Origin of the sequence: Catenovulum sp. 2E275, assembly GCF_025515275.1 — a bacterium.
GTDB lineage: Bacteria > Pseudomonadota > Gammaproteobacteria > Enterobacterales > Alteromonadaceae > Catenovulum.
Map to the genome: position 1 here is coordinate 1 of NZ_JAOPFU010000051.1, position 25,437 is coordinate 25,437.

At 39.5% G+C, this 25,437-nt stretch carries 18 protein-coding genes and 1 pseudogene; 17 read left to right on the forward strand and 2 right to left on the reverse strand.

What is annotated here, in order from left to right; genetic code table 11:
• The 17 genes from N7931_RS16805 to N7931_RS16885 form a co-directional block, all read left to right on the forward strand.
• The coding region (locus N7931_RS16805; RefSeq protein ID WP_262795505.1) for a hypothetical protein at positions 1-1,641 on the forward strand (1,641 nt) is incomplete at its 5' end.
• Between the two features lie 433 nt (positions 1,642-2,074).
• The gene (locus N7931_RS16810; RefSeq protein WP_262795506.1) at positions 2,075-3,181 is read left to right on the forward strand and encodes a glycoside hydrolase family 105 protein; all 1,107 of its coding nucleotides are present in this window, start codon (positions 2,075-2,077) and stop codon (positions 3,179-3,181) included.
• 91 nt (positions 3,182-3,272) lie between these two features.
• Positions 3,273-4,856, forward strand: a complete 1,584-nt coding sequence (locus tag N7931_RS16815) for an MFS transporter (protein ID WP_262795507.1) — start codon at positions 3,273-3,275, stop codon at positions 4,854-4,856.
• A complete protein-coding gene (locus tag N7931_RS16820) occupies positions 4,857-6,236 on the forward strand; it encodes an oligogalacturonate lyase family protein (RefSeq protein ID WP_262795508.1) in 1,380 nt (459 codons plus the stop codon).
• A gap of 115 nt (positions 6,237-6,351) precedes the next feature.
• The gene (locus tag N7931_RS16825; RefSeq protein WP_262795509.1) at positions 6,352-7,392 is read left to right on the forward strand and encodes a hypothetical protein; all 1,041 of its coding nucleotides are present in this window, start codon (positions 6,352-6,354) and stop codon (positions 7,390-7,392) included.
• A 13-nt stretch (positions 7,393-7,405) separates the two neighbouring features.
• Positions 7,406-8,395: an alpha/beta hydrolase gene (locus tag N7931_RS16830; protein WP_262795510.1), complete on the forward strand. Its 990-nt coding sequence runs from the start codon at positions 7,406-7,408 to the stop codon at positions 8,393-8,395.
• 130 nt (positions 8,396-8,525) lie between these two features.
• Positions 8,526-9,647, forward strand: a complete 1,122-nt coding sequence (locus tag N7931_RS16835) for an alpha/beta hydrolase (RefSeq protein WP_262795511.1) — start codon at positions 8,526-8,528, stop codon at positions 9,645-9,647.
• A 25-nt stretch (positions 9,648-9,672) separates the two neighbouring features.
• On the forward strand, positions 9,673-10,545 hold the full coding sequence (locus tag N7931_RS16840) for a DUF4861 domain-containing protein (protein WP_262795512.1): 873 nt from the start codon (positions 9,673-9,675) through the stop codon (positions 10,543-10,545).
• Between the two features lie 182 nt (positions 10,546-10,727).
• Positions 10,728-11,531 (forward strand): hypothetical protein, encoded by an 804-nt coding sequence (locus N7931_RS16845; protein ID WP_262795513.1) that lies wholly within the window; start codon positions 10,728-10,730, stop codon positions 11,529-11,531.
• 81 nt (positions 11,532-11,612) lie between these two features.
• On the forward strand, positions 11,613-12,761 hold the full coding sequence (locus tag N7931_RS16850) for a glycoside hydrolase family 43 protein (RefSeq protein WP_262795514.1): 1,149 nt from the start codon (positions 11,613-11,615) through the stop codon (positions 12,759-12,761).
• A 535-nt stretch (positions 12,762-13,296) separates the two neighbouring features.
• The gene (locus N7931_RS16855; RefSeq protein WP_262795515.1) at positions 13,297-15,081 is read left to right on the forward strand and encodes a glycoside hydrolase; all 1,785 of its coding nucleotides are present in this window, start codon (positions 13,297-13,299) and stop codon (positions 15,079-15,081) included.
• Between the two features lie 32 nt (positions 15,082-15,113).
• Positions 15,114-18,314, forward strand: coding sequence for a glycoside hydrolase family 2 TIM barrel-domain containing protein (locus tag N7931_RS16860; RefSeq protein WP_262795516.1), 3,201 nt, complete (start codon positions 15,114-15,116; stop codon positions 18,312-18,314).
• Positions 18,315-18,546: 232 nt separating this feature from the next.
• On the forward strand, positions 18,547-19,101 hold the full coding sequence (locus tag N7931_RS16865; protein ID WP_262795517.1) for an RNA polymerase sigma factor: 555 nt from the start codon (positions 18,547-18,549) through the stop codon (positions 19,099-19,101).
• A complete protein-coding gene (locus N7931_RS16870; RefSeq protein ID WP_262795518.1) occupies positions 19,101-20,243 on the forward strand; it encodes a FecR family protein in 1,143 nt (380 codons plus the stop codon). The genes N7931_RS16865 and N7931_RS16870 overlap by 1 nt, the downstream gene beginning before the upstream one ends.
• 171 nt (positions 20,244-20,414) lie before the next feature.
• A complete protein-coding gene (locus tag N7931_RS16875; RefSeq protein WP_262795519.1) occupies positions 20,415-23,381 on the forward strand; it encodes a TonB-dependent receptor in 2,967 nt (988 codons plus the stop codon).
• A gap of 347 nt (positions 23,382-23,728) precedes the next feature.
• Positions 23,729-23,899 carry a hypothetical protein gene (locus tag N7931_RS16880; RefSeq protein ID WP_262795520.1) on the forward strand — a complete coding sequence of 57 codons (171 nt, stop codon included), beginning with the start codon at positions 23,729-23,731 and terminating at the stop codon, positions 23,897-23,899.
• A complete protein-coding gene (locus N7931_RS16885; RefSeq protein ID WP_262795521.1) occupies positions 23,899-24,492 on the forward strand; it encodes a hypothetical protein in 594 nt (197 codons plus the stop codon). Before N7931_RS16880 ends, N7931_RS16885 begins: the two co-directional genes overlap by 1 nt.
• Positions 24,493-24,709: 217 nt before the next feature.
• Here N7931_RS16885 and N7931_RS19565 read toward each other — a convergent pair.
• Together N7931_RS19565 and N7931_RS16890 are read right to left on the reverse strand one after the other, a co-directional pair.
• Positions 24,710-25,027, reverse strand: a pseudogene (locus N7931_RS19565) (group II intron reverse transcriptase/maturase); the annotation flags it as partial.
• Positions 25,028-25,146: 119 nt separating this feature from the next.
• Positions 25,147-25,437, reverse strand: a 291-nt coding sequence (locus N7931_RS16890) for an EAL domain-containing protein (RefSeq protein WP_262795522.1), incomplete at its 5' end; no start/stop codon positions are given.

Genomic DNA, 25,437 nt, shown 5'->3' on the forward strand with positions numbered 1-25,437 from the left:
ATTAAAAAACGCACCAAAGCAGGCCATGCGTGGATAGATGCAGACCAAGGCCACAGAGCCAACGGCAGCACCTACCTAGGCGGCGTATCCGGTGGTGTATTATTTGGGATGCGCGACTTCTGGCAACTGCATCCGGTACAAGTCGATATTCGCGGCGCAGGGGACGATATTTCAGAAGCAACCCTGTGGTATTATTCACCGGAAGCGCCGGCTATGGATGTGCGTTTTTATCACGACGGCATGGGACAAGACACCTATGATAAACAACTGGATGCGCTTAATATCACGTATGAAGATTATGAACCGGGATTTGGTACAGCTTATGGAGTTGCCCGCACCACAGACTTTAGCTTAGCGATTTTAGATACAACTCCAGCACGTCAGGATACGGTTGAGATGGCGCAAGCGCTAACACATCCGGGTTTAGTCGTTGCATCACCAGAAGATTTTATCGCTAGTGGTGTATTTGGCGGTTTATTTAATCTACCAGACAGATCAACACCAGCCAAAAAAGAAATTGAAGATAGATTAGACTGGTCAGTCGATTATTATTATCAGCAAAGGGATCAACGCCACTGGTATGGATTCTGGAACTATGGCGATATTATGCATACTTATGATGCAGATCGCCATGTCTGGCGTTATGACATTGGTGGCTACGCATGGGATAACTCAGAATTATCACCGGATTTATGGTTATGGCTATCGTTTTTACGTACCGGTTCTGCACAAACCTTTAGACTGGCAGAGGCAATGACCCGTCATAACCGAGATGTGGATGTTTATCATGCCGGTCGTTTTAAAGGATTCGGAACTCGCCATAATGTCCAACATTGGGGGTGTAGTGCTAAACAATTAAGGGTTAGCACCTCGGCATATCGTCGTTTCCATTATTATTTAACAGTGGATGACAGAACCGGCGATGTTTTAAATGAAGTAGTTGATGCAGATGAATCTTTAGCTAACTTAAATGCGACCCGAAAAGTAGCAAGAGTTAACCCAATACCAGATAAAGCGGTGATGGGTGTTGGCACTGACTGGGGGTCGGTTGCAACCAACTGGCTAACCGCATGGGAACGTACTGGCGATGACAAATATAAAAACCGTTTACTTAATGCAATGAAAGTGATCGGTGGTCATAAAAACGGATTTTTTGCAGGTTCGTTTGGTTATGATGTCAAAACTAAAACTTTATTACCTTATCCTGATGCCGGGCCGACAATTTCTCACTTAAATTCTGTGTTTGGTTTAATTGAAGTTAACACTGAATTAAATCAGCTCTTAGACGTACCAGAATATAAAGCTGCTTGGCTCAAATATGGTCGCTTTTATAGTGCCAGCCGTGAGGAACAGCAAGCTGAATTTGGTCAGTCTTTCCGTGGTAATAGCTTAACCGTGGCGCATTCAAGATTAACGGCTTATACATCCGTTGAGCAAAACGATCCGGCTTTAGCTGAACGAGCATGGAAAGAATTTACTAAAGAGTGGGGCGGTAAAAAAGAAATCGGGACAACTCAGGTAACTGGGCCGGATGTACTTAACCCTGTTGATGAAGCTGCTTGGGTTTCTACCAACGATGCTGCGCAGTGGGGCTTAGCGGCTATTCAAAATCTTGCTTTAATTGGTGAGCATTTAAAATAAAGCGCTTTATTGAGTATTATAAATGTCCGGCACAAGCCGGGCATTTACAACTAAATTGTCAAAAGTTATTTGTCATATAAATCTACACAGGTTAATATCAACGACAACTGAACGCGTTGCATTAATGTTTAATTTTTTACCATTCATTTCCTTAATTCCCTCTATTCCAATAAAATTCAATAAAAATAACGCTCACAAACGCTCAAAAGGTTGCATGTTGTTTCATTTTAGCATAAGGTTCTCACTAAATTTAATTTAATATTAACTTTTGTAACTTAATGTGATTGGATTGTAGCTATATTGAATTAACAAAATTAATTTCCAGATTGGAATTTAATCTAAGAATTTAGCTGAACACACGTCACTTTAAATATTTGATTAAAGATTTACTCATTAAATTCAATTGAGTGTTTCATATAGAGGAAAACCCAGAATGCCAGCACTTGCTCATGATATTCAATATTCAACGGTTCGTACCAAGATTGACAAATTAATTGATAACCTGATCAACATTAAAGATGAAACAGGTGAGTTTTTATTAAAGTTAGAAGATGGCCGTGTCATTGACACTAAAGGTTGGGCCGGTTGGGAATGGACTCACGGCATTGGTTTATATGGTTTAATGAAATACTGGGATATTACCGGTGACGAAAAACCAAAAGAAATTATTGAGCAGTGGTTTAAAGATCGTTTAGCAGAAGGCACAGCAACTAAAAACGTAAACACTATGTCGCCGTTTTTAACACTTGCTTACATGCAGGAACGTAGTGGCGATCGCAGCTTTTTACCTTATTTAGATGTATGGGCTGAGTGGATTATGGATGGAATTCCACGCACTGAAGAAATGGGCATTCAGCACATTGTTTATAATTCAGAAAACTATCAGCAAATGTGGGATGACACTTTAATGATGAGTGTAATGCCGCTGGCTAAAATTGGCTTGTTATTAGACAGACCACACTATGTAGAAGAAGCTAAGCGCCAATTTATGTTGCATACCAAATACTTAGCGGATCGCAAAACCGGTTTATGGTATCACGGTTGGACATTTGATGGTCGTCATAACTTTGCTGATGCGTTATGGGCACGTGGTAACTCTTGGGTCACAATTGCAATTCCTGAGTTTATCGAATTACTTGATTTACCAGCGCACGATGCAACTCGCATGTTTTTAATTGAAACCTTAGAAGCTCAAGTAAAAGCCTTAGTTGAAACTCAGCATGAAAGTGGTTTATGGCACACTATTTTGGATCACAAAGATTCATACTTAGAAGCGTCAGCAGCAGCCGGTTTCGGTTATGGTATTTTAAAAGCTGTTCGTAAAGGTTATATCGACAAAAAATACGAAGAGTGTGGTATTAAGGCTGTTAAAGCGGTTATTGAAAATATTGATGATACTGGTGAATTACAACAAGTGTCGTTTGGTACACCTGTATTTGATGATGTTCAGGGTTATAAAGATATCCCGTTAACGTCTATGCCTTATGGTCAGTCAATGGCGATTTTGGCTTTAGTTGAATTTATGAATCAATACATTTAATTCAAAAACCAAGCTGGTTAAGTTTATCACTTAACCAGCTTTTTTATTTTTAAAACAAGAACTAACAGATGTAATAGCTTTGGGGGCTATAATGACTCAACGTAAAATTGGTTTTCTAAACTATACCGCTTATGGTTTAGGCGACGTACTGGGCGCCGGCTCAATGGCTGTAATCAGCGCTTGGGTATTATTTTTCTATACAACTTACTGTGGGTTAGGTCCTTTAGAAGCCGGGGTTATTTTTGCATCAGCCCGTATTTTAGATGCAGTTGCCAGCCCGTTAATTGGTTACTTGTCTGATAATGCCGACACAACCAAATTAGGTCGCCGTTTTGGCCGCCGTAAAATTTTCTTATTAATTGCGATTCCGCTGCTACCTAGTTTTGCCTTTATGTGGGTGAGTGGTCAGCACTTTTTATATTATTTATTCACTTATATTTTCTTTGAATTAGTTTATGCATCTGTATTAATTCCTTACGAAACGTTAGCGGCTGAAATGACCGACGATTTTCGTAAAAAAGGCATGTTTGCTGGTGCGCGTATTTTAGTGGGTCACTTATCTGCGATTGCTGCTACGATTTTACCAGCATGGATTGTGGCCGTATTAGGTGGTAAAGATTCACCAGATACCTTTTTATACATGGGGGGAATCTTCTCTATTGCCTTTATGATTGTAGTTGCTGTGGTGTATTTCTTTACTTGGGAGCGTGAAAAAACACCAGAAGAATTGGCGAAGCTAGAAGCTGAAAAAGTACCGCTTTCACAAGTATTTGGCAAATTGTATAAAGGCTTAGGTTTTACCTTAAAAATTCGTGCGTTTCGCCTGCATTTAGGCATGTATTTAGGCGGTTATATCAGTCAGGATATTTTTAATGCCGCATTTACTTATTTTGCGGCCTTTGCGCTGGGCAGTATTTTTGCGTATAGCGCCAGTGAGTCACTTACGTTAACTTCTTATTTAATGGCTTCAATTTTTACTGTACAGACTATTGCTGTTGGTTCTGTATTTGCTTGTGTTGCTTTATTACCTAGATTTTTCCCAGCGCTTACTTATCGTTTTGCTGTGGTAGCTTATATTATTGGTATTATCGGGTTGGCTGCGTTTTATTATGTTGCACCGCAAACTCAAACTGGACAAATTAGCTGGTTAGCACTTGCATTAATTTTTGCTGGCATTGGCCGTGGTTTATTAAATTATATTCCTTGGAATACTTATAACTATATGGCGGATGTGGATCAGATTGTAACGGGTCAACGCCGTGAAGGTAGTTTTGCCGGTGTTATGACCTTTATTCGTAAAGCTGCGCAAGCCAGTGCTGTATTTGCCGTAGGTGCTGCACTTGAAATGGGTGGCTTAGTTAAAGGTCAAAAAATGCAGTCTCAAGAAGTGATGGAATCTATTGTTTCTATCATGACATTTGGTCCTGTGTTAGTACTTATTTTTGGTTACTGGGTATCGACTAAATTTAAGTTAGATACAGATACACATAAAATTTTAATGGATGAGATTGCCCGCTTTAAGCAAGGTCACCGTGAGCCATCTAGCCCAGAAGCTAAAGCCATTGTTGAAGATTTAACTGGCTGGAAATACGACCAGTTATGGGGTAACAATGTGGTTGGCCAACAAGCCGCTAAAGAAGCCGTTGCAACCAAAAAATGTACGGGTGAAGCTTAAATGAAATCAATTAAATTTGCTTCTGCGGCATCATTATTATTGAGTTTATGTTTGTCAGCTTGTGCCAATACAGGCACAGCTGAACAGGCTCAAAATACGGCGGCTAACACTTCAAGTGAGATTCCAAAATCTTGGATAGATCCAGACACCGGACATAAAGTGGTGAGACTATCGGAAGAAGGTGGTTCTCGTTCACTGTATTTCCATCAAAATTCGTATGCCGCATCGGGCGATAAAATGGTGATTTCGGTCAGCGAACCTAAAGGGGTTGCTGTGGTTGATTTAAATACGCTGGAAACTAAGCGTTTATTTAATCATCCAGATATCGGGATTTTATTTATGGGGCCAAAAGGCCGTGAAGTCTATTTAACCCAAATTGCTCCAGATGCAGAAGGTTTTCCGGTACATCCACAAAATGAGTTACAGCAGCCGACTAAAATTTTAGCGGTTAATATTGATACCGCTCAAGTGCGTGAAGTGGCGACTATTCCTCGCGGTAAAATTCATTCAATTAATATTGATGAATCTTTATTAATTGGCGCATTTGCCGAACAGGCTCATAGCCTTGAAACCGGCCCGCGTTTAGCCCGTTTTGAAGCCAGATACGAAGCTAAAGGACCAGACGGGAAACCACTGACTTTTGCCGAAGCAAAAGAAGTGCGCATGGATGAAAGGTTAGAGATGCGCATTCCAATGCAAATGTTTACCGTAAATATTAAAACCGGTGAACAAAAAGTGATTATGCATTCAACTGATTGGCTTAACCATATTCAGTTCTCGCCGGTTGACCCTGAGTTAGTGATGTATTCACACGAAGGCCCTTGGCATAAAGTAGACCGAATTTGGGTGACGGATATTCATGGCAAAACGCCACAAAAAATCCATACCCGAATGATGAATATGGAAATTGCAGGCCATGAGTTTTGGGGATTTGACGGCAAAGAAATTTATTATGACTTGCAAACGCCACGTGGCGAAGATTTTTGGCTAGCCAGTTACAACTTAGAAACTGGTAAAAAAGTATGGCGTCATTTAGAGCGTGATGAATGGTCGGTGCATTTTAATATCTCACGTGATGGTAAATTATTTGCCGGTGACGGTGGCGATGAAGAAATGGTGGCTAAAGCTAAAAATGGTAAGTGGATTTATTTATTTGAATCGCAACCCATTCACGATGTGGCTGGCATTCATGCGCGCAATGCTGAAGAGTTGGTACGTCCGGCAAAACTTAAAGCAACTAAACTGGTTAATATGCAAAACCATGATTACCGTTTAGAGCCTAATGTTACTTTTACCCCTGATGGTAAATGGATAGTATTTCGCTCCAATATGCATGGCCCAGTGCACGTGTATGCGGTATCGGTTGAGCCAGCCAATTAGGCCTATACCCAAGTTATTTGGGTATAAAAAGTATTAAGCATTCAAAGGGGAATTTATTCCCCTTTTTGTTATTTTTTAAGCGTAAAACGTTAACAATAAATATAGGAATAAAAGCATGAAACGCATTGCCGCTTTTTGTTTAGCTTTGTCTTTAGCCGCCTGTCAGTCTACTGAGCAAGGTCAGACTGAAAATATGGGAAATAATGGCGCACACAATAATATTGCACCAAAGCCTTTGTACCGCGATCCAGGGTTTGACGGCGCAGCTGATCCCATCGTCATGTGGAATCCAGCCGAGCAGCGCTGGTTTATGTTTTATACTAACCGACGTGCCAGCGTTGAAGGTTTAAGTGGTGTCGCTTGGGTGCATGGCACGCCGATTGGTATTGCAGAGTCAACTGATGGTGGGGTCACTTGGAGCTATAAAACCGACGCTAAAATTAATTACCCTTATGCACCAAAAAATGAACCTGCGACTTATTGGGCGCCGGATGTATTTGAAAACGATGGCATTTACCATATGTATTTAACAATTGTGCCGGGCGTATTTGAAGATTGGCGTCATCCCCGCACCATAGCGCATTTTACCAGTACTGACATGCTTAACTGGGATTATGTTTCTACCCTTAAATTAAACACCCAAAAAGTAATAGATGCCGATGTGGTTAAATTGCCACAAGGTGGTTATCGCATGTTTTATAACGATGAACCAGACGGAAAGTCAGTTTATTATGCGGACAGTCCAGATTTATACACTTGGTTTGATCAAGGGAAAGCTAAGTTAACAAGCCGTGGTGAAGGGCCAACTACATTTTTTTGGAATGATTATTGGTGGCTAGTGGTTGATGCATGGAAAGGCTTGGCAGTTTACCGCTCAACCGATTTAGAAAACTGGCAGCAACAGGATTCATATTTAGTTGCAGAACCGGGCACTGGCGAAGATGATGGGATTAATGGTGGTCACCCAGATGTGATTGTTGAAGATGGCAAAGCTTATTTATTTTACTTTACCCACGGTGGCCGAGTCGGTGAAAACAAAGGTAAAGATAATTACCAAACTCGCCGAAGTTCAATTCAGGTAACCGAATTAAAGTTTGACAACGGCTGGTTAAAAGCTGATCGTAATGCTCCAACAAAAATGACACTCAAAAAATAACAGGGTAAAGTTTATGAAACTATCTTTTATCAGTGCGGCTTTGGGGGCTATGGTGATAACGGGTTGTGCATCGACCAGTCAGCCAATGAAAAATAGCAGCACTGAACAAGCAGCTAATAGCGCAATTAAGAGCACAATAGTGGCAAACAAAACGAATATACAGGTGATTGATTTGTATCCGGGTGCGATTCCGGGCGCAATTGATTTACCGGATCAAGAATCTATCCGCGATCCAAATCATCCTGATACTTTTATTAATGATGTTAACAAGCCTCAAATCACGGTTTATCAGGCTGATCCGGCCATTGCCAATGGCACTTCTGTGATTATTTTACCGGGTGGTGGCTATCGTGGTGTTTCTATTGTTAAAGAAGGTTACCAAATCGCAGAGCGCTTAAATAAACTCGGTATTACCGCGTTTGTTTTAAAATACCGAATGCCGAACGACAAAACGATGCAGGACAAAAAAACAGGTCCACTGCAAGATGCTCAGCAGGCCATTCATTTAGTGCGGGAAAATGCAGATAAATGGGGCGTTGATTCAAACAAAGTCGGTATTATGGGCTTTTCTGCCGGTGGTCATTTAGCCTCCACCGCGGCGACTCATTTTAATAAAGCTGTGATGGCTGAATATAAAAATGAAAATTTACGTCCTGATTTTCAAATCCTGATTTATCCTGTTATCAGCATGAAAGCGGATGTAACTCATAAAGGTTCACGCGATAATTTATTAGGGCCAGAATTAAAAACGCAGGATTTATCTGATTATTCCAACGAAGATCAAATTAATGCGGTTACTCCAAAAGCTTTTATTGTGCATGCAAATGACGATAAAGCCGTACCGGTTGAAAACTCTTTATTATATGTAAAAGCATTGGCTGAGTATAAAATTCAGGCCGAATTAGTTTTATTACCGGCAGGTGGACACGGTTTTGGAATGCGTAACCCGTTTGACTGGTTTGAGTCTATGACTCAGTGGTTTAAAAATAACCAACTGTTGTAATCATTTTTAAATTATCAAATCAGTTTAAAAGCCGCTTTATTCAGCGGCTTTTTGGTTAAAAAAGACTTTTGGCTTAAACCAAACTTTGAGTTAAACAAGCTTTTGATTTAAACAAACAACGGACAAATCGATGAATTCAGTTTTCTCTACTTTTACCAGGTGTGCACTGCTGTTAGCTGCCTTATTTAATGCAGGTTGTAGTCAAACTCAGCCAGATTTCCCTATTAGTCATTCCACCAGTCAGTCGGTTAGCCATAAATCCACCATACAAGATCCAGCAGTGGCAGATTCAGTCGCATTGCAGGCTTTAAATGCGGATTATCAAAACCAAGTGAACTCTGTTCAGCAATTGGCTGACAAAATTGGTTTTTTGCACATTACCCATGACAATTTAGCGACTTTCAGGGCAAACGAAGCCGCTAAACCTTATCAACCACTTGCCGAGCCAGTTGCGAATAAAAAGGTGATTAAAGGTGCAGCCGGTCAGCCGGATGTGACTATTTATATTATTAATGCTCAGCAGGGCGAAAATAAACCTGCACTGTTATATATGCATGGCGGCGGTTATATTCTTGGAAGTGCTGCTTTATCTGTTGTTGGGATGCAAAAATTAGCTGAGCAGCATGATTGTACTGTGGTTGTGGTGGAGTATCGTTTAGCGCCGGAAACTGCTTTTCCCGGTTCACTTGAGGATAATTACGCTGCGCTCAGTTATATGTATCGAAATGCAGCAGAGCTTGGTATAGACAAAAATAAAATTGTGATTATGGGTTCAAGTGCCGGTGGTGGTCACGCCGCTATGTTAGCTATTGCCGCGCGCGATCGAGCGGAAATACCGGTAAAACACCAAATCTTAATTTATCCAATGCTGGATGACAGAACTGGCAGTAGCCGTAAAGTGGCAGAGCATATCGGTCAATTATTATGGACAACAACATCTAATCGATTTGGTTGGTCAGCTTTGCTGGGTCAACCAGCTGGTATGCCAACTGTGCCTTATGGTTCGGTTCCGGCCAGAGTAGAAAATTTAACAAATTTAGCACCCGCCGATATTATTGTTGGCTCAATTGATTTATTTGTAGAAGAAGATATTGAGTATGCCAAACGTTTAATTCAGGCTGGTGTACCAACCGGTTTGCATGTATTGCCGGGCATGTTTCACGCATCTGAAAATGTATTTAAAGAGGCTGATGTTTCAAAACAATTTAAGCAAATAAAGGATGATATTATCCATAATGCACTCTGGGATTAAGATTAATCGTTAATTGGGGATTAAAATGAAAACTGTATTTAAACTGGCATTTGCCGCTACTTTAATAGGTTTATCTGGCTGCGCTCAGCAAACCTCTACCCATTATGTTCAGGCACGTTTTGTACCTGAGCGGGCAGATGATTTTGCATTTGAAAACGACAAAGTTGCTTTTCGGGTTTATGGCCCAGCACTTGAGCAATCTCAAGAAAATAATGGCTTAGACTGCTGGTTTAAGCGGGTTGATTATCCAATTATTGATAAATGGTATAAAGGCCATACGGAAGGAATTTCATATCATCAGGATCACGGTGAAGGTTATGATCCTTACCATGTTGGTAGTTCGTTAGGTTGTGGTGGGATTGCATTATGGGATACAAATGCAACCAGCCAAGACAAACTCATTCAACCTAATGTATATAAAAGTTATAAAGTCATTGAAAAAACAGCCAATAAAGTGGTGTTTGAGTTGGAGTATGATTATCCGGCACAGAATATTCATGAAACCAAGCTAATCACATTAGAAAAAGGCAATCAGCTATTTAAAGCCGAAAGCCATTTTAGCCAAAATGGTCAGCCGATTCAGGTAACTGTGGCTATTGGGGTAACAACGCATGATGGTAAAGCACAAGCCACCTCACAAGGTAATACAGTAACTACTTGGGAGAGTATTGATGATAGCGAGCTTGGTACAGGTGTTGTTTTACCGGCCAAACAAAAGGCCAACTATGTTGAAGTGAAAACTGAGCAAAAAGACAGATCTCATGCTCTGTTAATCGCCCAAACTGATGCCAATGGTAAAATCACTTATTACGCTGGGTTTGCTTGGGCTAAAGCGGGTGAAATTACTAACTGGAATGATTGGCAAAACTATATGCAAGGTTATTTAGCTGGTAATTAGTCAAGGCTTAAAATATGGGTTTACTGCATTAGCTCAAGTGGTTGCTAATGCAGGCTTTTAAACCCGAAATTTAACTTTGAATATTTGATTTTATAGCTTATTTAACTTACTTTTTAGATGCTTAAATGAATAGTAAGTTTATAGTTTGCAAGCAGCCGCTTGCGTTATCAGGGATGAATCAGATGAATAACACGATTAAATTTTTGTTTGTTTTACTCACAGGCATAGTGGTTGGTTATCTACTAAATGATACTTTTAATACAGCAACTAAGCTGCAACCAAATAATAAAAATCTTGTTTTAAACACAGCAGACAAGCTAACTGCGCAAGATTGCACACCACAAGACAATATTGAAAATAAAGCTGCCAATATTAAACCAGCAATTAGTCGGACTGATACTAACCAGCAACAAACCGATTTCCCCCGTGATTTAGAGCCTGAACACTCTTCGACTAAAGCAGACGTTTTTGCGTGGGATTCAAAAGCCGTTAGTCAGACTCAGACTGAACCGTCTTATCACGATACTGCCAGCGTACAGGAAAAGTCTGAAATTAAACAGTGGGCAAAAAACCATATCGACGATCTTGAACAAATTATGGATGATAATTTCCCCGAAAATATCGCTGAAAATATGAAAGCAGGCATACTCGAAAATAATGACTTTTTAAATGATACAGAGCTTCAGCAACAAGCAGAACTCGATGAAAACTGGGCCTACTTAATGGAGCAGGACATTCGTTCTTTAATTGCACAGGATCAAAATTCGGATGGTTTTCAGTTATTACAAGTCACTTGTAAACAATTGGTTTGTGATATTTTAGGAATTGAAACCCAGCCATATAGTTGGAATAAAATTATGTCAGGTCTCTTTAGAGGTTTGTCCAATATCAGGTTTGAAACAGATAGCAGTAAAATTAGGAATTTAAGTTGGTTTCAGGACGATATAAGTTATACCTATGCTCAGCTTTTATTTAAACAAGCATAAAACAATTGTTTTTACGGGTTTTAGCTATCAAATCGTTAAATTAAATAGTAATCGCGATTAAAATTAAGCAGGCAGATAATTGTGAGTAGATTGATGCACTTTATAAACAGCAACAAAGGATATTTTAAACATAAAAACAGCGCTCGTTTAGCGCTCGTTTTATCTTGTATATTGGGTACTAAATTTGCGTATGCCAATGATGAAAATATCCCGCTACCGGAAAATAAAGCAGCTTCTACTGCGGTTGAGCTAAGCACTCATCATATTGATACTTTAAATATTCACGACCCTGCTATTTTAGCCGATCCTGTGAGCAAAACTTATTATGTATACGATAGTTTTCAGCAAGGCTCTAAATACGATAAGCTTATCTCTAAATCCGGCAACTCTGGAGTACAGGTTTATTGGAGTAAAGATTTAATTAACTGGCAAGGGCCAAAATTAGTTTATGAGATAGATAATAAAAGTTGGTCGCAGCCGCATTATGCACCGTGGGCACCCGAGGTGAGCTACTATCAAGGCAAGTATTATTTGTTTACTACATTACATAATACAAATAAAGTGATGTTTAAACCTAAAAATCGGCCAGTTGTACATCAAAGAGGTACTCAGATTTTTGTCAGCGACTCACCGTTTGGGCCTTTTAAAGCGATTTCTGAAAAAGCACAAACCCCGGTCAATGAAATGGCGTTGGATGGTACTTTATGGGTTGAAGATGGCCAACCTTGGATGATTTATTGTCAGGAATGGTTACAAGTCGGTTATGGGCTATTTAAAGCGATTAGGCTGACACCAGATTTATCTGCAACCATAGGCGAACCTATTACTTTATTCAGCGCTGCAGATGCGAATTGGACTGAACGTATCTCAAGTTATGGTGAGTTTATTAATATTAAAGCCTCGGTCTCGGACGGACCTTGGCCATATCGGACAAAAAATGGCAAATTAGTATTGATGTGGTCAAGCTGGAATAAAGACAGAACCAAAGCTTATACAACTTCACTTGCATATTCAGATAATGGCAAAATTACCGGCAACTGGATACAGGCAGATAAACCCCTAATTGATGGTGATATAGGCCACGGCAATATATTTAAAACTTTTGACGGTGAATTAAGAATAGCGTTACACAGGTATTTTAATCAGCCATTTACCCGTTTACAGATTTATCAGGCAAAAGATACCGGCGATTCTATAGAAATAGGTAAACAAATTTTAGGTCACCCCTAAAATTATCTCTGAATGACTTGTTTATATTAACTTTAGGCAAGTTGAAAGAAGATTAAATTTGGCCTTTCTTAGTGGGTTGTCGTTTTCTGACAACCCTAACTTCCCATAATATAATTCATTAAAATCAATATTATGAGTAGTATAATTGCACCTAATATTTCTCCCCTCAAACCAACAGAATCAATAGTTAATAAGTGTTAATTGGTTATCCCTATAACTATTTATATTTCGCCATGTTTGTAGCAAAAGTGTCGCCGATAAATATTATGCTGCCAATGGTATTAGCTATTGCTGTGTCAGTTCAGGGTTTTTAAACTTTTAAATGCAATTTTGCTGCATTTTAGTTAGAACAAAATTTACACGTCCAACGTCAACCGCCTCCAGTAACAAACCAACACTATAAAAAAGTGAGGTTTCTTCATTAAATTAAGCCTTATTGATTTGTCCATTGTATTTTATCTATTTATTTTACGGTTTTATGTTTGCTGTTCGTTTTATATCAAAGCTAAGTTAATGATGAAATATTCGGTTTTTTATGTACAAACAAATTTGTTCAGCCTTATTAAGTTGTTTTGGATTGTCGGCAAATCTGTGTTTGGCGGTTGAAAATATCACAGTCGATTTTTCTCACCGACATCAGCAAATTGATAATTTTGGTGCATCTGATGCATGGACTTTTGATCCTATGATCAAAAAATGGAGCAGTGAAGGCAAAGAAGCCGAAATTAACAAGCTGGCCGAGCTGTTATTTTCTACCGACAAGGGCATCGGACTATCAGCTTGGCGTTTTAACATTGGCGCAGGCAGTAAAGAGCAAGGTGATGACAGCGGTATTTATTTAGATGGTTTGGGTAAAGATTACCGTCGTGCAGAATTAATGCAGCCAAATCCTGGTGCTGATATTGAGCCGAGTAAACAAGCCGGACAAATCCGTTTTTTACAAGAGGCTGCTAAACATGGTGTCCAAGATTTAATTATTTTTACCAATAGTCCGCCGGTTTGGGCCACTAATAATGGGTTGGCACATCCCATAGGGGTAGGCGCCAGCAATTTAAGTGCTGAAATGACCCCTCAGTTTACCCAATTTTTAGTGGATGTTGCGACTTATCTCAGAACTCAAAAAAATGTTCCGGTCAATTATATCAGCCCGATTAATGAACCAACTTGGGAGTGGGAAGGGCAATCTCAGGAAGCTAATCGCTACAATATGGCACAGGTTAAAGCGGTTTATCACTCACTTTATCAGCAATTAAAACAGCATGGTTTAAATGAACAAATAAAGATAGAGGCCGGTGAAGTTGTAGAATATAAAGCAGCCTTAAATGATCAAACTTATCAGATGTTTAGCGCTGATAATTCAGCTTATAACGCAGCCATGAATCAGCGTAATTTGGGATTATACAAAAACTATATTGATCAATTGCTCGGTGATCCTGAATTAAATTATAAAATTGGCCATAAAATTTCAGTGCATGGTTATTTTTCTGATAACTGGGCAGATAGAATGGGCAAACTCAGAGATTTAACTTGGCAAAACCTGCAAGCAGTTTCAACCGATGCCAAAATCTGGATGAGTGAAGTGAGTATTTTAGGTGCACCGGGCGATGTGAGACCTTTTCATGGGCATGGCCTTGATGTTGATGATATGGAATACGCTATCCATGTTGGCAAAATGCTGCACCGAGATTTAACCCGCTTAAATGCCAGTGCTTGGCAATGGTGGTTAGCTGTTACACCTTATGACTATAAAGATGGTTTATTAAAAATAAATCCGCAGTTGGATGCTGATTCATTACAAACCTCTAAAGTCATGTGGGTATTAGGTCAGTTCAGCCGGTTTATTCGCCCCGGTTATCAAAGATTAGAGTTAACTCAACCGGATAATTTAAATGGGTTAATGGCTTCAGCTTATCGAAGCCCAGATAACAATAAATTAGTTATTGTTGCCATTAATGCGGCAAAACAAAGCCAAGTGGTTTCAGTTAATTTAACTCAGTTAGCCGAAGATAGTCAGATAACCCATTACCAGCGTTATCAAACCGATAAAACCAATAATCTGCACCAAAAAAATGATTATCTAGCCGGGCAAGTGCTTAATTTGCCTGCGCAAAGTGTAGTGACTTTAGTTGCACAAATTGAGGCTAACAAAGCCGAACCAAGCAGTGAGTTAGATGACAAAACAAAAAACCATCTGCATCCGCCACAAAAAGCGGCCGGCAGCTTAGATTTATCACATTTAGTCGTTTATGCCATTTTCGTTTTAGCCGGTGTGATAAGACCTCGGTTTCCACGTTTTATTAAATCGTTTTTGTTCGCTTAACCAAAGTTGAATTTTTATTTAAGGACCAAACAATGCGTCTAGCAAAAATACTAAAAAATTCTGTACCTTCTGTTGTAGTGCCTGCATTGGGTGCACTTGCCTGTGCATTCAGTTTAAGTGTATTGAGTACGCAAGCCCAGACAGGTGCAGTTGAAGATTGGCGAAATCCACAGGTATTTCGGATTAATAAAGAGCCAGCCCGCAGCTTTTTTTATAGTTATGAATCCGAGGCCGACACCCAAGCTGAATTACCTTGGCAAGCTGACAATTATCAGCTTTTAAATGGTCAGTGGAAATTTAACTGGGTTGATAACCCGGATAAAAGGCCTGCAGACTTTTTTAAACCGGAATACGATGTGAGCGCTTGGGTTGATTTTCCGGTTCCGGCTAATTGGGAAATTAATGGCTATGGTACACCTTTTTACCACAGCCATGCTTGTTTTGATAATGAACTTGAGTTTATGCAAGGGCAAGTTGACTACAATCCGGTGGGGTCTTATCGCCGTGATTTTAGCGTACCGGAAAACTGGGATGGTAAAGCCATTTTTATTCATTTTGGCGCGGTCAAATCAGCCTTCTATATTTGGGTTAACGGCAAAAAAGTTGGATATTCGCAAGATTCTAAAACCGACGCTGCTTTTGATATTACCCCTTATGTTAAAACCGGAGAGAATACTTTAGCTCTGGAAGTATATAGATACTCGGATGGCTCTTATTTTGAGTGTCAGGATATGTGGCGGTTAAGTGGGATTGAGCGCGATGTTTATTTGTATGCAACGCCTAAAGTGGCTATTCGTGATTTTCATGCTTACACCACGTTAGATAAAAATTATACCCAAGGGGTATTAAATTTTAGTGCACAAATTGATAACCGCTCAGCACAAGCTGCTGAAAATATTGGTTTTACTGCGGCTTTGTTAAATGATGCCGGAGAAACTGTATTCAGCAAAAAATTAACTTTGGACAAAGTTCTGCCGCAGCAAACGACTCAAGTGAGCTTTAACGCGAAATTAGATAACCCTAAACTGTGGAGTGCTGAATCACCTAACTTATATCGCTTACAGTTAAGTTTGGCGGCAAAGCCAACTGGTGAGCAGTATATTGCGCGTAATATCGGGTTTAGATCAACCGAATATAAAAACGGTAATATTTTAATCAATGGTAAGCCCGTGTTATTTAAAGGGGTAAATCGCCATGAGCACGACCAGCATAACGGTCATGTGATCACCAGACAATCAATGCTCGAAGATATTAAATTAATGAAAGAATTTAATATTAATGCACTGAGAATGGCGCATTATCCAAATGATCCTTATATGTATGAGCTTGCAGACAAATATGGCTTATATGTGATGGATGAAGCTAATACCGAATCTCATGGTTTAGGGGCTTCTAATCAGGGCAGCGCTTATGATCCAGCCAAACATATTGTTAATAAACCAGAATGGAAAGCCGCTTATCTTGACCGCATTTCAAATATGTATGAGCGTAGTAAAAATAATCCATCGGTTGTCATCCGCTCACTGGGCAATGAATCTGGTGACGGCCCTAATTTAGAAGCGACTTACGACTGGTTAAAGCTTAAAGAAGCATCGCCAGTTATGTCTGAACAGGCACAATTGCGCCGCCATACCGACGCTTATGGACAAATGTATGCACCGCTGCGCGATATTATTCGGTATGCTGAAACCGGGCATGATGAACGACCCGTTATTTTAATTGAATACGAACATGCTATGGGTAACTCTTTAGGTAATTTTAAAGAGTATTGGGATGCATTTGAAAAATATGATGCATTACAAGGTGGTTTTATCTGGGATTGGGTTGATCAAACCTTTTTGAAAACGGCTGAAGATGGCAGCACTTATCAAGCTTATGGCGGCGATTTAGAGCCAGCTGGGACCCCAAATAGTGATAGTTTTTGTGCTAATGGTTTAGTTTTTGCCGATAGAACGCCTTACCCTTATTTATGGGAAGTTAAAAAAGTTCAGCAAAATATCGGATTTAGCCAACCTGATGCGGCTCAAATTTACACCATTAAAGTGACTAATAAAAACTTTTTTATCGATTTATCAGGTTATTATTTAAACTGGCAATTATTAGAGGATGGTCATATTGTTGACTCTGGCACCAATCTGCCTTTATCTGCAAAAGCCGGTGAAAGTGAGTTGATAACCTTGCCGATTGAGTACCAGCTAAAAGACGGTAAAGAATACTTTATTAATCTACAGGCAAAAACTAAAACTGAACAGGGGATTTTAGTTGCGCACCACACAGTAGCGGAAGAGCAAATTAGTTTGCCTTTTGTCAACCTGACAGCGCCAGCTGTAGAACCTAAATTGCCTCAGCTTAAACTCAACCATAAAGCAAACGTGGCAGAATTGAGCAGCAAAAACTTTGCTTTGGTATTAGATAAACAAACAGGTTTAATTACCTCTATTCAATATTCCGGCAAAGAGTTGTTAAAAGCGCCATCTCATCCAGAATTTTGGCGGGCGCCGGTTTATAACGACTTAGAAATTGCGCGTTATGAAAGTCAATTTGGGGTGTATCAATTTTTAGGACGAAATACTCAATTAACAGCGATTAACATCACCAGAATATCTGATGGCCAAATAAAAGTGGCGCTTGAGCATGCTTTACCGGCGATTGAAAGCCGCTATTTTACGACTTTTAATATAAAAGGTTCTGGCGAGGTTGATGTGGATATTTGGTTTTATGCTGCGCCACATAAAAAATTTGGTGAGCTACCAAGAATTGGTACTTTATTTGAGTTAGCGACTGAGTTTTCAAATATTCAATATTATGGCCGGGGACCGCATGAAAATTATGCTGACAGAAAAGCATCTGCGTTTGTTGGTTTATATAAAACAGATGTAGATAGCTTGTACGTACCTTACGTTCGCCCGTCTGAAAATGGCTATCGCACAGATGTTCGTTATGTCGATTTTTATAATGATCAAGGCACAGGCATTCGTTTTGAAGCTAAAAAACAAATTGGTTTTGGTGCCCAGTATTATTCTACCGATGATTATGATGCGACTAAAAAAGATCATGTTAATCGTAATTTGCATCCAAACGAGTTGGTTAAACGGGATAGAATTTTTGTCAATATTGACCATGCACAACGTGGGGTAGGGGGGACTGATTCTTGGGGTGAAGCACCTTTAAGTAATTATATTTTACCTTGGTTGGATTACCGTTATTCGTACCAATTTAAACCGGTGAAATAAGGGGTATATATTAATTTAGCTATAACAGCCAAAGCTTAAACTTTGGCTGTGATAGCTCTGAAACATGCATCTTGAGGTAGCACGGGTATAAAATTGACGACTGTTCTGAAATTATTTTTACGGGTTTTGACGGGTTTTTCGTTTTATCTCTAAAGGCTATTTTTAGCAAAGCATTGCTACATTGGGGTACAATGTTTTTTGGCTATAGCCGCCTTCGATTTGGGGTAGAAGAATGTCGATCATTTCCCGTGTTTTTTTGGAACACAACGCTTTTTTGAAAAAGTTTTTAAAGCGCTTTATGTCCTCTGAACAAGATATCGAGGATATAGTGCAGGAAGTTTATATAAAAGCGCACCATGCAGAACAAGAAAAAGAAATAATAGAGCAGCCTAAGGCATTTTTATTTAAAATTGCCAAAAATTTAGCGCTGGACGAATTAAATAAAAAATCGCGGTTAGTCACCAGTTATATTGAAGATTGTATTGCGGCTATTCCGGTGGAAAAAACTGCCAGTATGGAAAGCGAAGTTGAAGCTAATGAGTCTTTAACTTTATATTGCGAAGCCATTGAGCTATTGCCTGAAAAGTGCAAACAAATATATTTAATGCGCAAAGTATACGGACTAAAACATAAAGAGATTGCTGCGGAGTTGGATATTTCGCTTAGCAGTGTCGAAAAACACTTAAAACTGGGTGGTGCATTTTGCCAACAGTATATGAGCAATAAAAAAAGCCCAGTAAGTGCGGTTGCTGATAATGTCAGTGAACTGAGAAAGAGGAACTTTTAATGAATGATTTTGATGAATTTACTAAAAATATGACCAAGCTTGAATCTGAAGCTTGGGATTGGATCATTCGTTTAGACGCGGACGATAATATGACTGAGCGTGAAAAATCTCAGTTAACGCAATGGCTCGCCCGTAGCCCAGCGCATGTAGAGCAAATTCGTAAATTAAATGAATTTTGGGGCAATCAAGCGTTAGCTGATTTATTGCAACCAGCTAAAAAGTCAGTAGCGCGCTCATCAAAAAATGTGCAAAACATACCAGCAAAATCAGCATCAAAAAATAAAACTACATGGCTTAATCCGGCTTATGGCTTTGCATTTGCGATGATGCTTGCTGTGGTTGGTTCGGTATTTTATTGGCAACAACCCACGCAAATTGATGATTATGCGAATACCTATGTCACTGCTTTTGGTCAACATAAACAAATTAAGTTAACCGATGGCTCAACTGTGACGTTAAACTCAAATAGCCAGTTAAAGGTGGCTTATTCACAAGGCTCGCGTGATATTTGGCTCGTTAAAGGTGAAGCGCATTTTGCAGTTTCCAAAGATAAACAAAGACCATTCAACGTGTATGCAGCAAATGGTCGGGTGCAGGCTGTTGGTACGGCTTTTACGGTTGATTTGGCGAGTCAGAGCAATTTAAATGTATTAGTGACAGAAGGTAAAATTGCGCTGGCCTTGGCACGTCCAGAAAACAATCAGCTTAATTTAGATCAGGTATTTTCAACGGATGATTTAACCGTGCATTCTTCTTACAGCGGGCTGATGCAGGATATTGCCTTTATGAGCGCAGGTGATTTTGTTGGATTTGACAGTGCAATGGATATTGAAACGGCAAAACATGATTTAACCCATTCAATTAAAACTTTATCTGCCCAAGATATTGAAGCAAGACAAGCATGGCAACAAGGTGAGCTGGTATTTACCGGCCAGTCGCTTAAAGAAGTGGTAAGTCAGCTTAAACGTTATTCACCATTACAGATTGAAATTGCTGATCCAAGCTTAGAAAATCTAAAAATTGGTGGCCGATTTGATATTAATCATATTGAAGGTTTACTGAAAAATTTAGAAGCAAACTTTAATATTAAAGTACAAAAGACAGCACTTGATAAAGTGGTTATTAATAAAGCGGATAGCTAAAAATGTCAGAAAAAGGCTTAATTTTTCCTGACATTATGTAATATAAATGTTATAATTTTGATGTGTTTAATTTGTTGATATGTCAAATAAATAATGCTGCGAAAGACGATTTACTGTTATTGTTTGCTGAGCTTATCTGTTGGGGTAATACCTTGTGTATTTGCTCAGCAAATGGCAATACAAAACCCGGTTGAGCAGGTTTATTATTTAAATATTGCGCGTGCTGATGCCGCCACTGTACTAAACAAGTTAGCCCGCCAGACCGATTCTGTCCTGATTTATTCCTACGAGCAAGCTGCTGCGCATCAGGCTAATGCCATTTATGGTTATTTTACGCTGTTTGATGCATTAGATTATGTATTACTTAATTCTGGCTTAGCGGCTAAAACTTTAGCAAACGGCAGTATTAAAATAGCACAAAGAGCGCTGCCTGTGGTTGCGCAAACTCAGCAAGCTAACCAGCCTGAGCAAATGACTGAACCTGCCCCAAAATCAAAAAAAGTTGAAATTATTCAAGTAGATGGGATTCGCCGTAGTTTATATAAAGCGCAAGATATTAAAAAACAATCGGATACGATTGTAGATGTGATTGTTGCTGAAGATATTGGTAAATTACCCGACATTACTGCTGCTGAAAGTATTGCTCGTTTAACTGGGGTTCAGGTTACCCGTTTTAATGATGAAGTAGACAGTGTTTTAATTCGTGGCTTGCCATTTTTTACCACAACTTATAATGGCCGCGAATTTTTTACCGCAGAAAAAAGACTGGCCAGTTTGCAAGATTTTCCGTCACAGGCGATTGCTGAAATTGAAGTTTATAAGTCTAGCTCCGCTGATATTATTGATCCGGGGTTGGCTGGCTTAGTCAACATTCGTACCCGCAGACCGTTTGATTTTGAGGGTGAAAAAATTGCCGGTGGCCTCCATTACAGTTATAACGACCAAAGTGAACAAAGCGCGCCTAACGGTAATATTTTGTACACTAACCGCTGGCTGACAGAGCTTGGCGAGGTTGGGTTTTTAGCTAATTTAACGTATGCCGCTTCGGATTATTATAATGGGGTTCGTTATAATGCAACTTGGTTCACTCAAATACCTGATAACTGGCAAATATCACCAGATGAATATGAGCAAGGCGGCTTTTTATTACCGGGTTCTGTTGGATTATATAATTCGGGTGCAAAACGCTGGCGCCCTTCCGCTAATTTTTCTGCCCAGTGGCAGGTGACACCCGAGCTAGAGCTTTATCTTGAAGGGATTTTTCAAGGGTATCGCAGTGATAAATATATTGATTATTTTAATGTCAGTTTAACTGATTCAAGCGATACTTTTGGCGATCCAGTATTAAGCGATGTGGTTACACAGCAAATAAATAACGATATTTTGGTTGAAAGTATAACCAAAAGTGCAGGCCAAGTACCTTGGATATATCGTCATACTGAACACGCTCAAACCGATACTTATCAGTATGCTATTGGTGGTATTTGGCAAAATGACGGCGTTAAAATCAGCAGTGATTTGGCAATGACTGACAGCCAATACTTTGCCAATGTGTGGAGTGTAGACACTGCGCTTAGCCAGCCTCAAACGGTAAAAGTGAACTTTTTAGCTGAGCAGGGTGGCCCTTCATTTTCATTTGAAAACTTTAATGCTTTGGATGAATCTCAATATCTATTACGGGGTTATTACGAATCCCGTTATAAAACCACGGGCAAAAATATTCAGTGGCGAAGTGATATCGCTTATACCACTGACTGGCAATATATTTACGCAGTGCAGGCTGGTATTCGAGTTGCAAAACGCAAAACGAGCCGAGAAGATGGCGGACGTTATGCTTCGTTATTGGATTTAAATAAACCCATTGCTGAACTCACTTTTTTAGATTTAACAGCCACTGATCATCCATATCGAGATAATCAGCAAGCCTTTTCGCAATATTTAGCGCCAAGCCGCTCAAGCATAGTGAATAATCAGGCATTATTAGCCGAGGTGACTTATCAGTCGTTGTTAACTCTCGCTGAGCAGGGCGAAGAGTGGGCTGAAAAACAAGCTGTTTATTGGCAATCGTCAAAGATAGAGGCGAATCCGCTGACTCATTTTAGCGTTAATGAAAGTACCTATAGCGGATATTTGCAGGCGAAAACCTATTTTGAACTTGCACCATTTGATTTTGACATGATATCCGGCATCCGCTTGGTTAAAACCGAGTCTGAATCTGCCGGTTTTAGTGGTGTGACAATTAATGACGAAACCGATTATCAGCCAGTTAATCAAGCTCACAGCTATTGGGATATTTTACCTAATTTGCATTTAATGACAGATTTAACCGAGCAAATAAAATTAAGGCTGGCGTATGCTAAAACTATTACCCGCCCTGATTTTAGCGATCTTAATCCATCGGTAAGTCTTAATATTCAAGCTGACACCACAACCGGCAATATTGGAATTGGCGGTAACCCTAATTTAAAAACCGTGCGTTCGGATAATTATGATTTGAGTTTGGAATATTATTTTAGTGACAGTGGCGCAGTGAGCTTAGCTACTTTTTACCGTGATTTATTCGGCTTTATTAATCAGCAAGCGCAAACGGTTGATGATCCTGAATACGGCACAATTGAAGTGATTCGGCCGGTAAACTCAGGGAAAGGCAAAATTTATGGCTATGAACTGAATTTTCAAACCTTTTTTGACTTTTTAGGCCAGAGCTGGAAAGGATTTGGCTTAACCGCTAATACCACGTATCAAAAAGGATTTACCCGTGATCCAGATAACAACGGTGGATATGGGCAAAATAAAAGCATTGCGGGTTTATCTAACTGGACTCATAACCTTGCCCTGTTTTATGAAAAAGATTCACTCAACGCCAGATTATCTTATAACTATCGCTCAGCGTGGATTAACTGGTATGCCGATTCTGCAAGCACTGGTTTTGCCGGTAATAAAATTCGGGCGCGTGACCGGATTGATTTATCAGTCAGTTATGAATTAGATAAACATTTAACGCTTTATGCTGATGTGAGTAATTTATTGGCAAAACCTTTTAAAAATTATACTTATATTAATGAAAACTTGAGTTACCCGCAGGATATTCGTGATGAAGGGCGCTATTTTGGGATTGGTTTGAGGTTTAATTATTAATCGGTTTAATTGTCTGCGGACTCACGATTGTTATATTTGCAAGCAAATCAGCTATGAAAAAATCGCCGGATAAAACAAACTAACATAAACAGCAAAAACATTCGCCTGATTAGCAACGGGGGATTGATAGAAAATTTATATTTTATTCTCCATCTATTTATTGAAGTCTTACACTTTGTAAAGCCAGCCAGATTTTAGAAATTAAAATGGATGGAAGAGGCTAACCTCAGATAATTTTTCATGCCGTAATTCGAGTGATATAGGTCTAGTTTAATCAGGGGGTGTTTATCAATGTTTGCAATATTAAAGAGATAAGCGGATAATCAACATTAAATTTAGGAGGGTATATGACTATTGCAGAACTAACAGCTCGTGTACAACATGCAGGTAAAAATCGTGATCACTCGCAACGCATTGAACTACTAAAAAAAGCGCATGTTTTAAACTCACAAGGCAAAATTGATCCTCGTTTTTTTAGTAGCTCAAACGTGAAGGCTACTGAAAATTCAAACAAATAATGTACTCATCAAAACCATCTATTGTTTATGGCTTTCACGGCTTAGACAAAACTACCGCTCTTAAAATATTGTTACAAGAAGACAACTTTCGCCACAGTACTAACAAATACGATTGGCTTGGTAGTGGTGTATATTTTTGGGAAAATAATCTTGAACGAGCTAAACAATATGCCATTCAAGACAGCAAACGCAAAAATAGTTCAATCAAAGAACCGTTTGTTTTAGCCGCTGTTATCGAGCTCGGCAACTGCTTAGATTTACTTGATCAAAAATATAATGATTTTTTGAAAGTAGCGTACACACAATTAAAACAAGATTTGGAAGCTGAAGACATTGAAATCCCGACAAATAAGGGGTTTAGCTCCAATGATTTTGACTTTAAAGCTCGCGAGCTTGATTGTGCTGTAATTCGATACGCGTGTGCGTTAGCTGAAGAAGCGGGCGAGCCTTTCGATTCTGTTAGGGCCGCTTTTATCGAAGGAACTCCACTGTATGAAGGCGCAAGGTTTTATTCTGAAAATCATATCCAACTAGCAATTATAAATCCCGATTGCATTAAAGGTATATTTTTACCTCGTGAGAAGCAAAAATAATCTAAGGCTGTGACGGCGGGTTCATAAGCTTTGCAGACTTTCAAACCAGCAACTTCAAACTTCCGCTCCTGGCACAGAGCCGTCCTTTGGCTCTAAATTATTTTTGTCGGATAGGCGACACCTGTTACCAAGTGTCGCCCTCCTAAGAACCGTACGTGCAACTTTCACTGCATACGGCTCAAGCCTTCACGAAGGCACCTATTGGTAACCCAGCAACTTATAAAGCAGCGAGATTAGGCTCATGCCAAGAGTTACGGCATTGCCTCTTTGTTTTTCTCTTTGCCAAGTATTCTTGGTATTGAGGATCAAAAGGCGTGGCTTCACTCCTGATTTTCACATGTCTCTCTATTGGCACCTTAGCTATTTGAAATAGATTAAACTGACAATCCATATTCATGCTCTTCTGCCAACCGTGAAATTGCCATTGGCCTCGACGGTTGATGAAGTACTTCATGGCGATCCAAGTTTTTGATTTTGTTAGATGACGCCTTTTAGCCCAATGCCATAATGCTTGGAATAGTTTGTGCCCTACATATCTTGATATCAAAAACTTGATACTCTGGGCTAATACATCTGAGAGCGTCAAATTCGATTGGTAGTTATAAGTTTGCGAACCTAATTGTAAGCTGCATGATTTCTACTAACGAATGCTGTTTAAAATGGGGGATTACACAGAGTTGTTTTAAATGAACGAGGCTTTCCAAATAAATATCCCTGAAATCGAGTACAGCCCAATTGAATTAACATCTGAAACTGTTCTTCTGTTTCAATACCCTCTGCGACAGGCAATAAATCAAGGTTTTTCGCCAAATCGATGGCACTTTTAACTAACTTAACATGTACTTCAGATTCGGAAACACAGTTAACGAAACAACGATCAATTTTTATTGCATAAGCTGATAGTTCAATCAGTTGTGACAATGAGGAATGACCAGTCCCAAAATC

Coding starts and splice junctions, on each gene's coding strand:
- N7931_RS16810 (WP_262795506.1), top strand. CDS start 2,075: ATGCCAGCACTTGCTCATGATATTCAATATTCAACGGTTCGTACCAAG.
- N7931_RS16815 (WP_262795507.1), top strand. CDS start 3,273: ATGACTCAACGTAAAATTGGTTTTCTAAACTATACCGCTTATGGTTTA.
- N7931_RS16820 (WP_262795508.1), top strand. CDS start 4,857: ATGAAATCAATTAAATTTGCTTCTGCGGCATCATTATTATTGAGTTTA.
- N7931_RS16825 (WP_262795509.1), top strand. CDS start 6,352: ATGAAACGCATTGCCGCTTTTTGTTTAGCTTTGTCTTTAGCCGCCTGT.
- N7931_RS16830 (WP_262795510.1), top strand. CDS start 7,406: ATGAAACTATCTTTTATCAGTGCGGCTTTGGGGGCTATGGTGATAACG.
- N7931_RS16835 (WP_262795511.1), top strand. CDS start 8,526: ATGAATTCAGTTTTCTCTACTTTTACCAGGTGTGCACTGCTGTTAGCT.
- N7931_RS16840 (WP_262795512.1), top strand. CDS start 9,673: ATGAAAACTGTATTTAAACTGGCATTTGCCGCTACTTTAATAGGTTTA.
- N7931_RS16845 (WP_262795513.1), top strand. CDS start 10,728: ATGAATAACACGATTAAATTTTTGTTTGTTTTACTCACAGGCATAGTG.
- N7931_RS16855 (WP_262795515.1), top strand. CDS start 13,297: ATGTACAAACAAATTTGTTCAGCCTTATTAAGTTGTTTTGGATTGTCG.
- N7931_RS16860 (WP_262795516.1), top strand. CDS start 15,114: ATGCGTCTAGCAAAAATACTAAAAAATTCTGTACCTTCTGTTGTAGTG.
- N7931_RS16865 (WP_262795517.1), top strand. CDS start 18,547: ATGTCGATCATTTCCCGTGTTTTTTTGGAACACAACGCTTTTTTGAAA.
- N7931_RS16870 (WP_262795518.1), top strand. CDS start 19,101: ATGAATGATTTTGATGAATTTACTAAAAATATGACCAAGCTTGAATCT.
- N7931_RS16875 (WP_262795519.1), top strand. CDS start 20,415: ATGGCAATACAAAACCCGGTTGAGCAGGTTTATTATTTAAATATTGCG.
- N7931_RS16880 (WP_262795520.1), top strand. CDS start 23,729: ATGACTATTGCAGAACTAACAGCTCGTGTACAACATGCAGGTAAAAAT.
- N7931_RS16885 (WP_262795521.1), top strand. CDS start 23,899: ATGTACTCATCAAAACCATCTATTGTTTATGGCTTTCACGGCTTAGAC.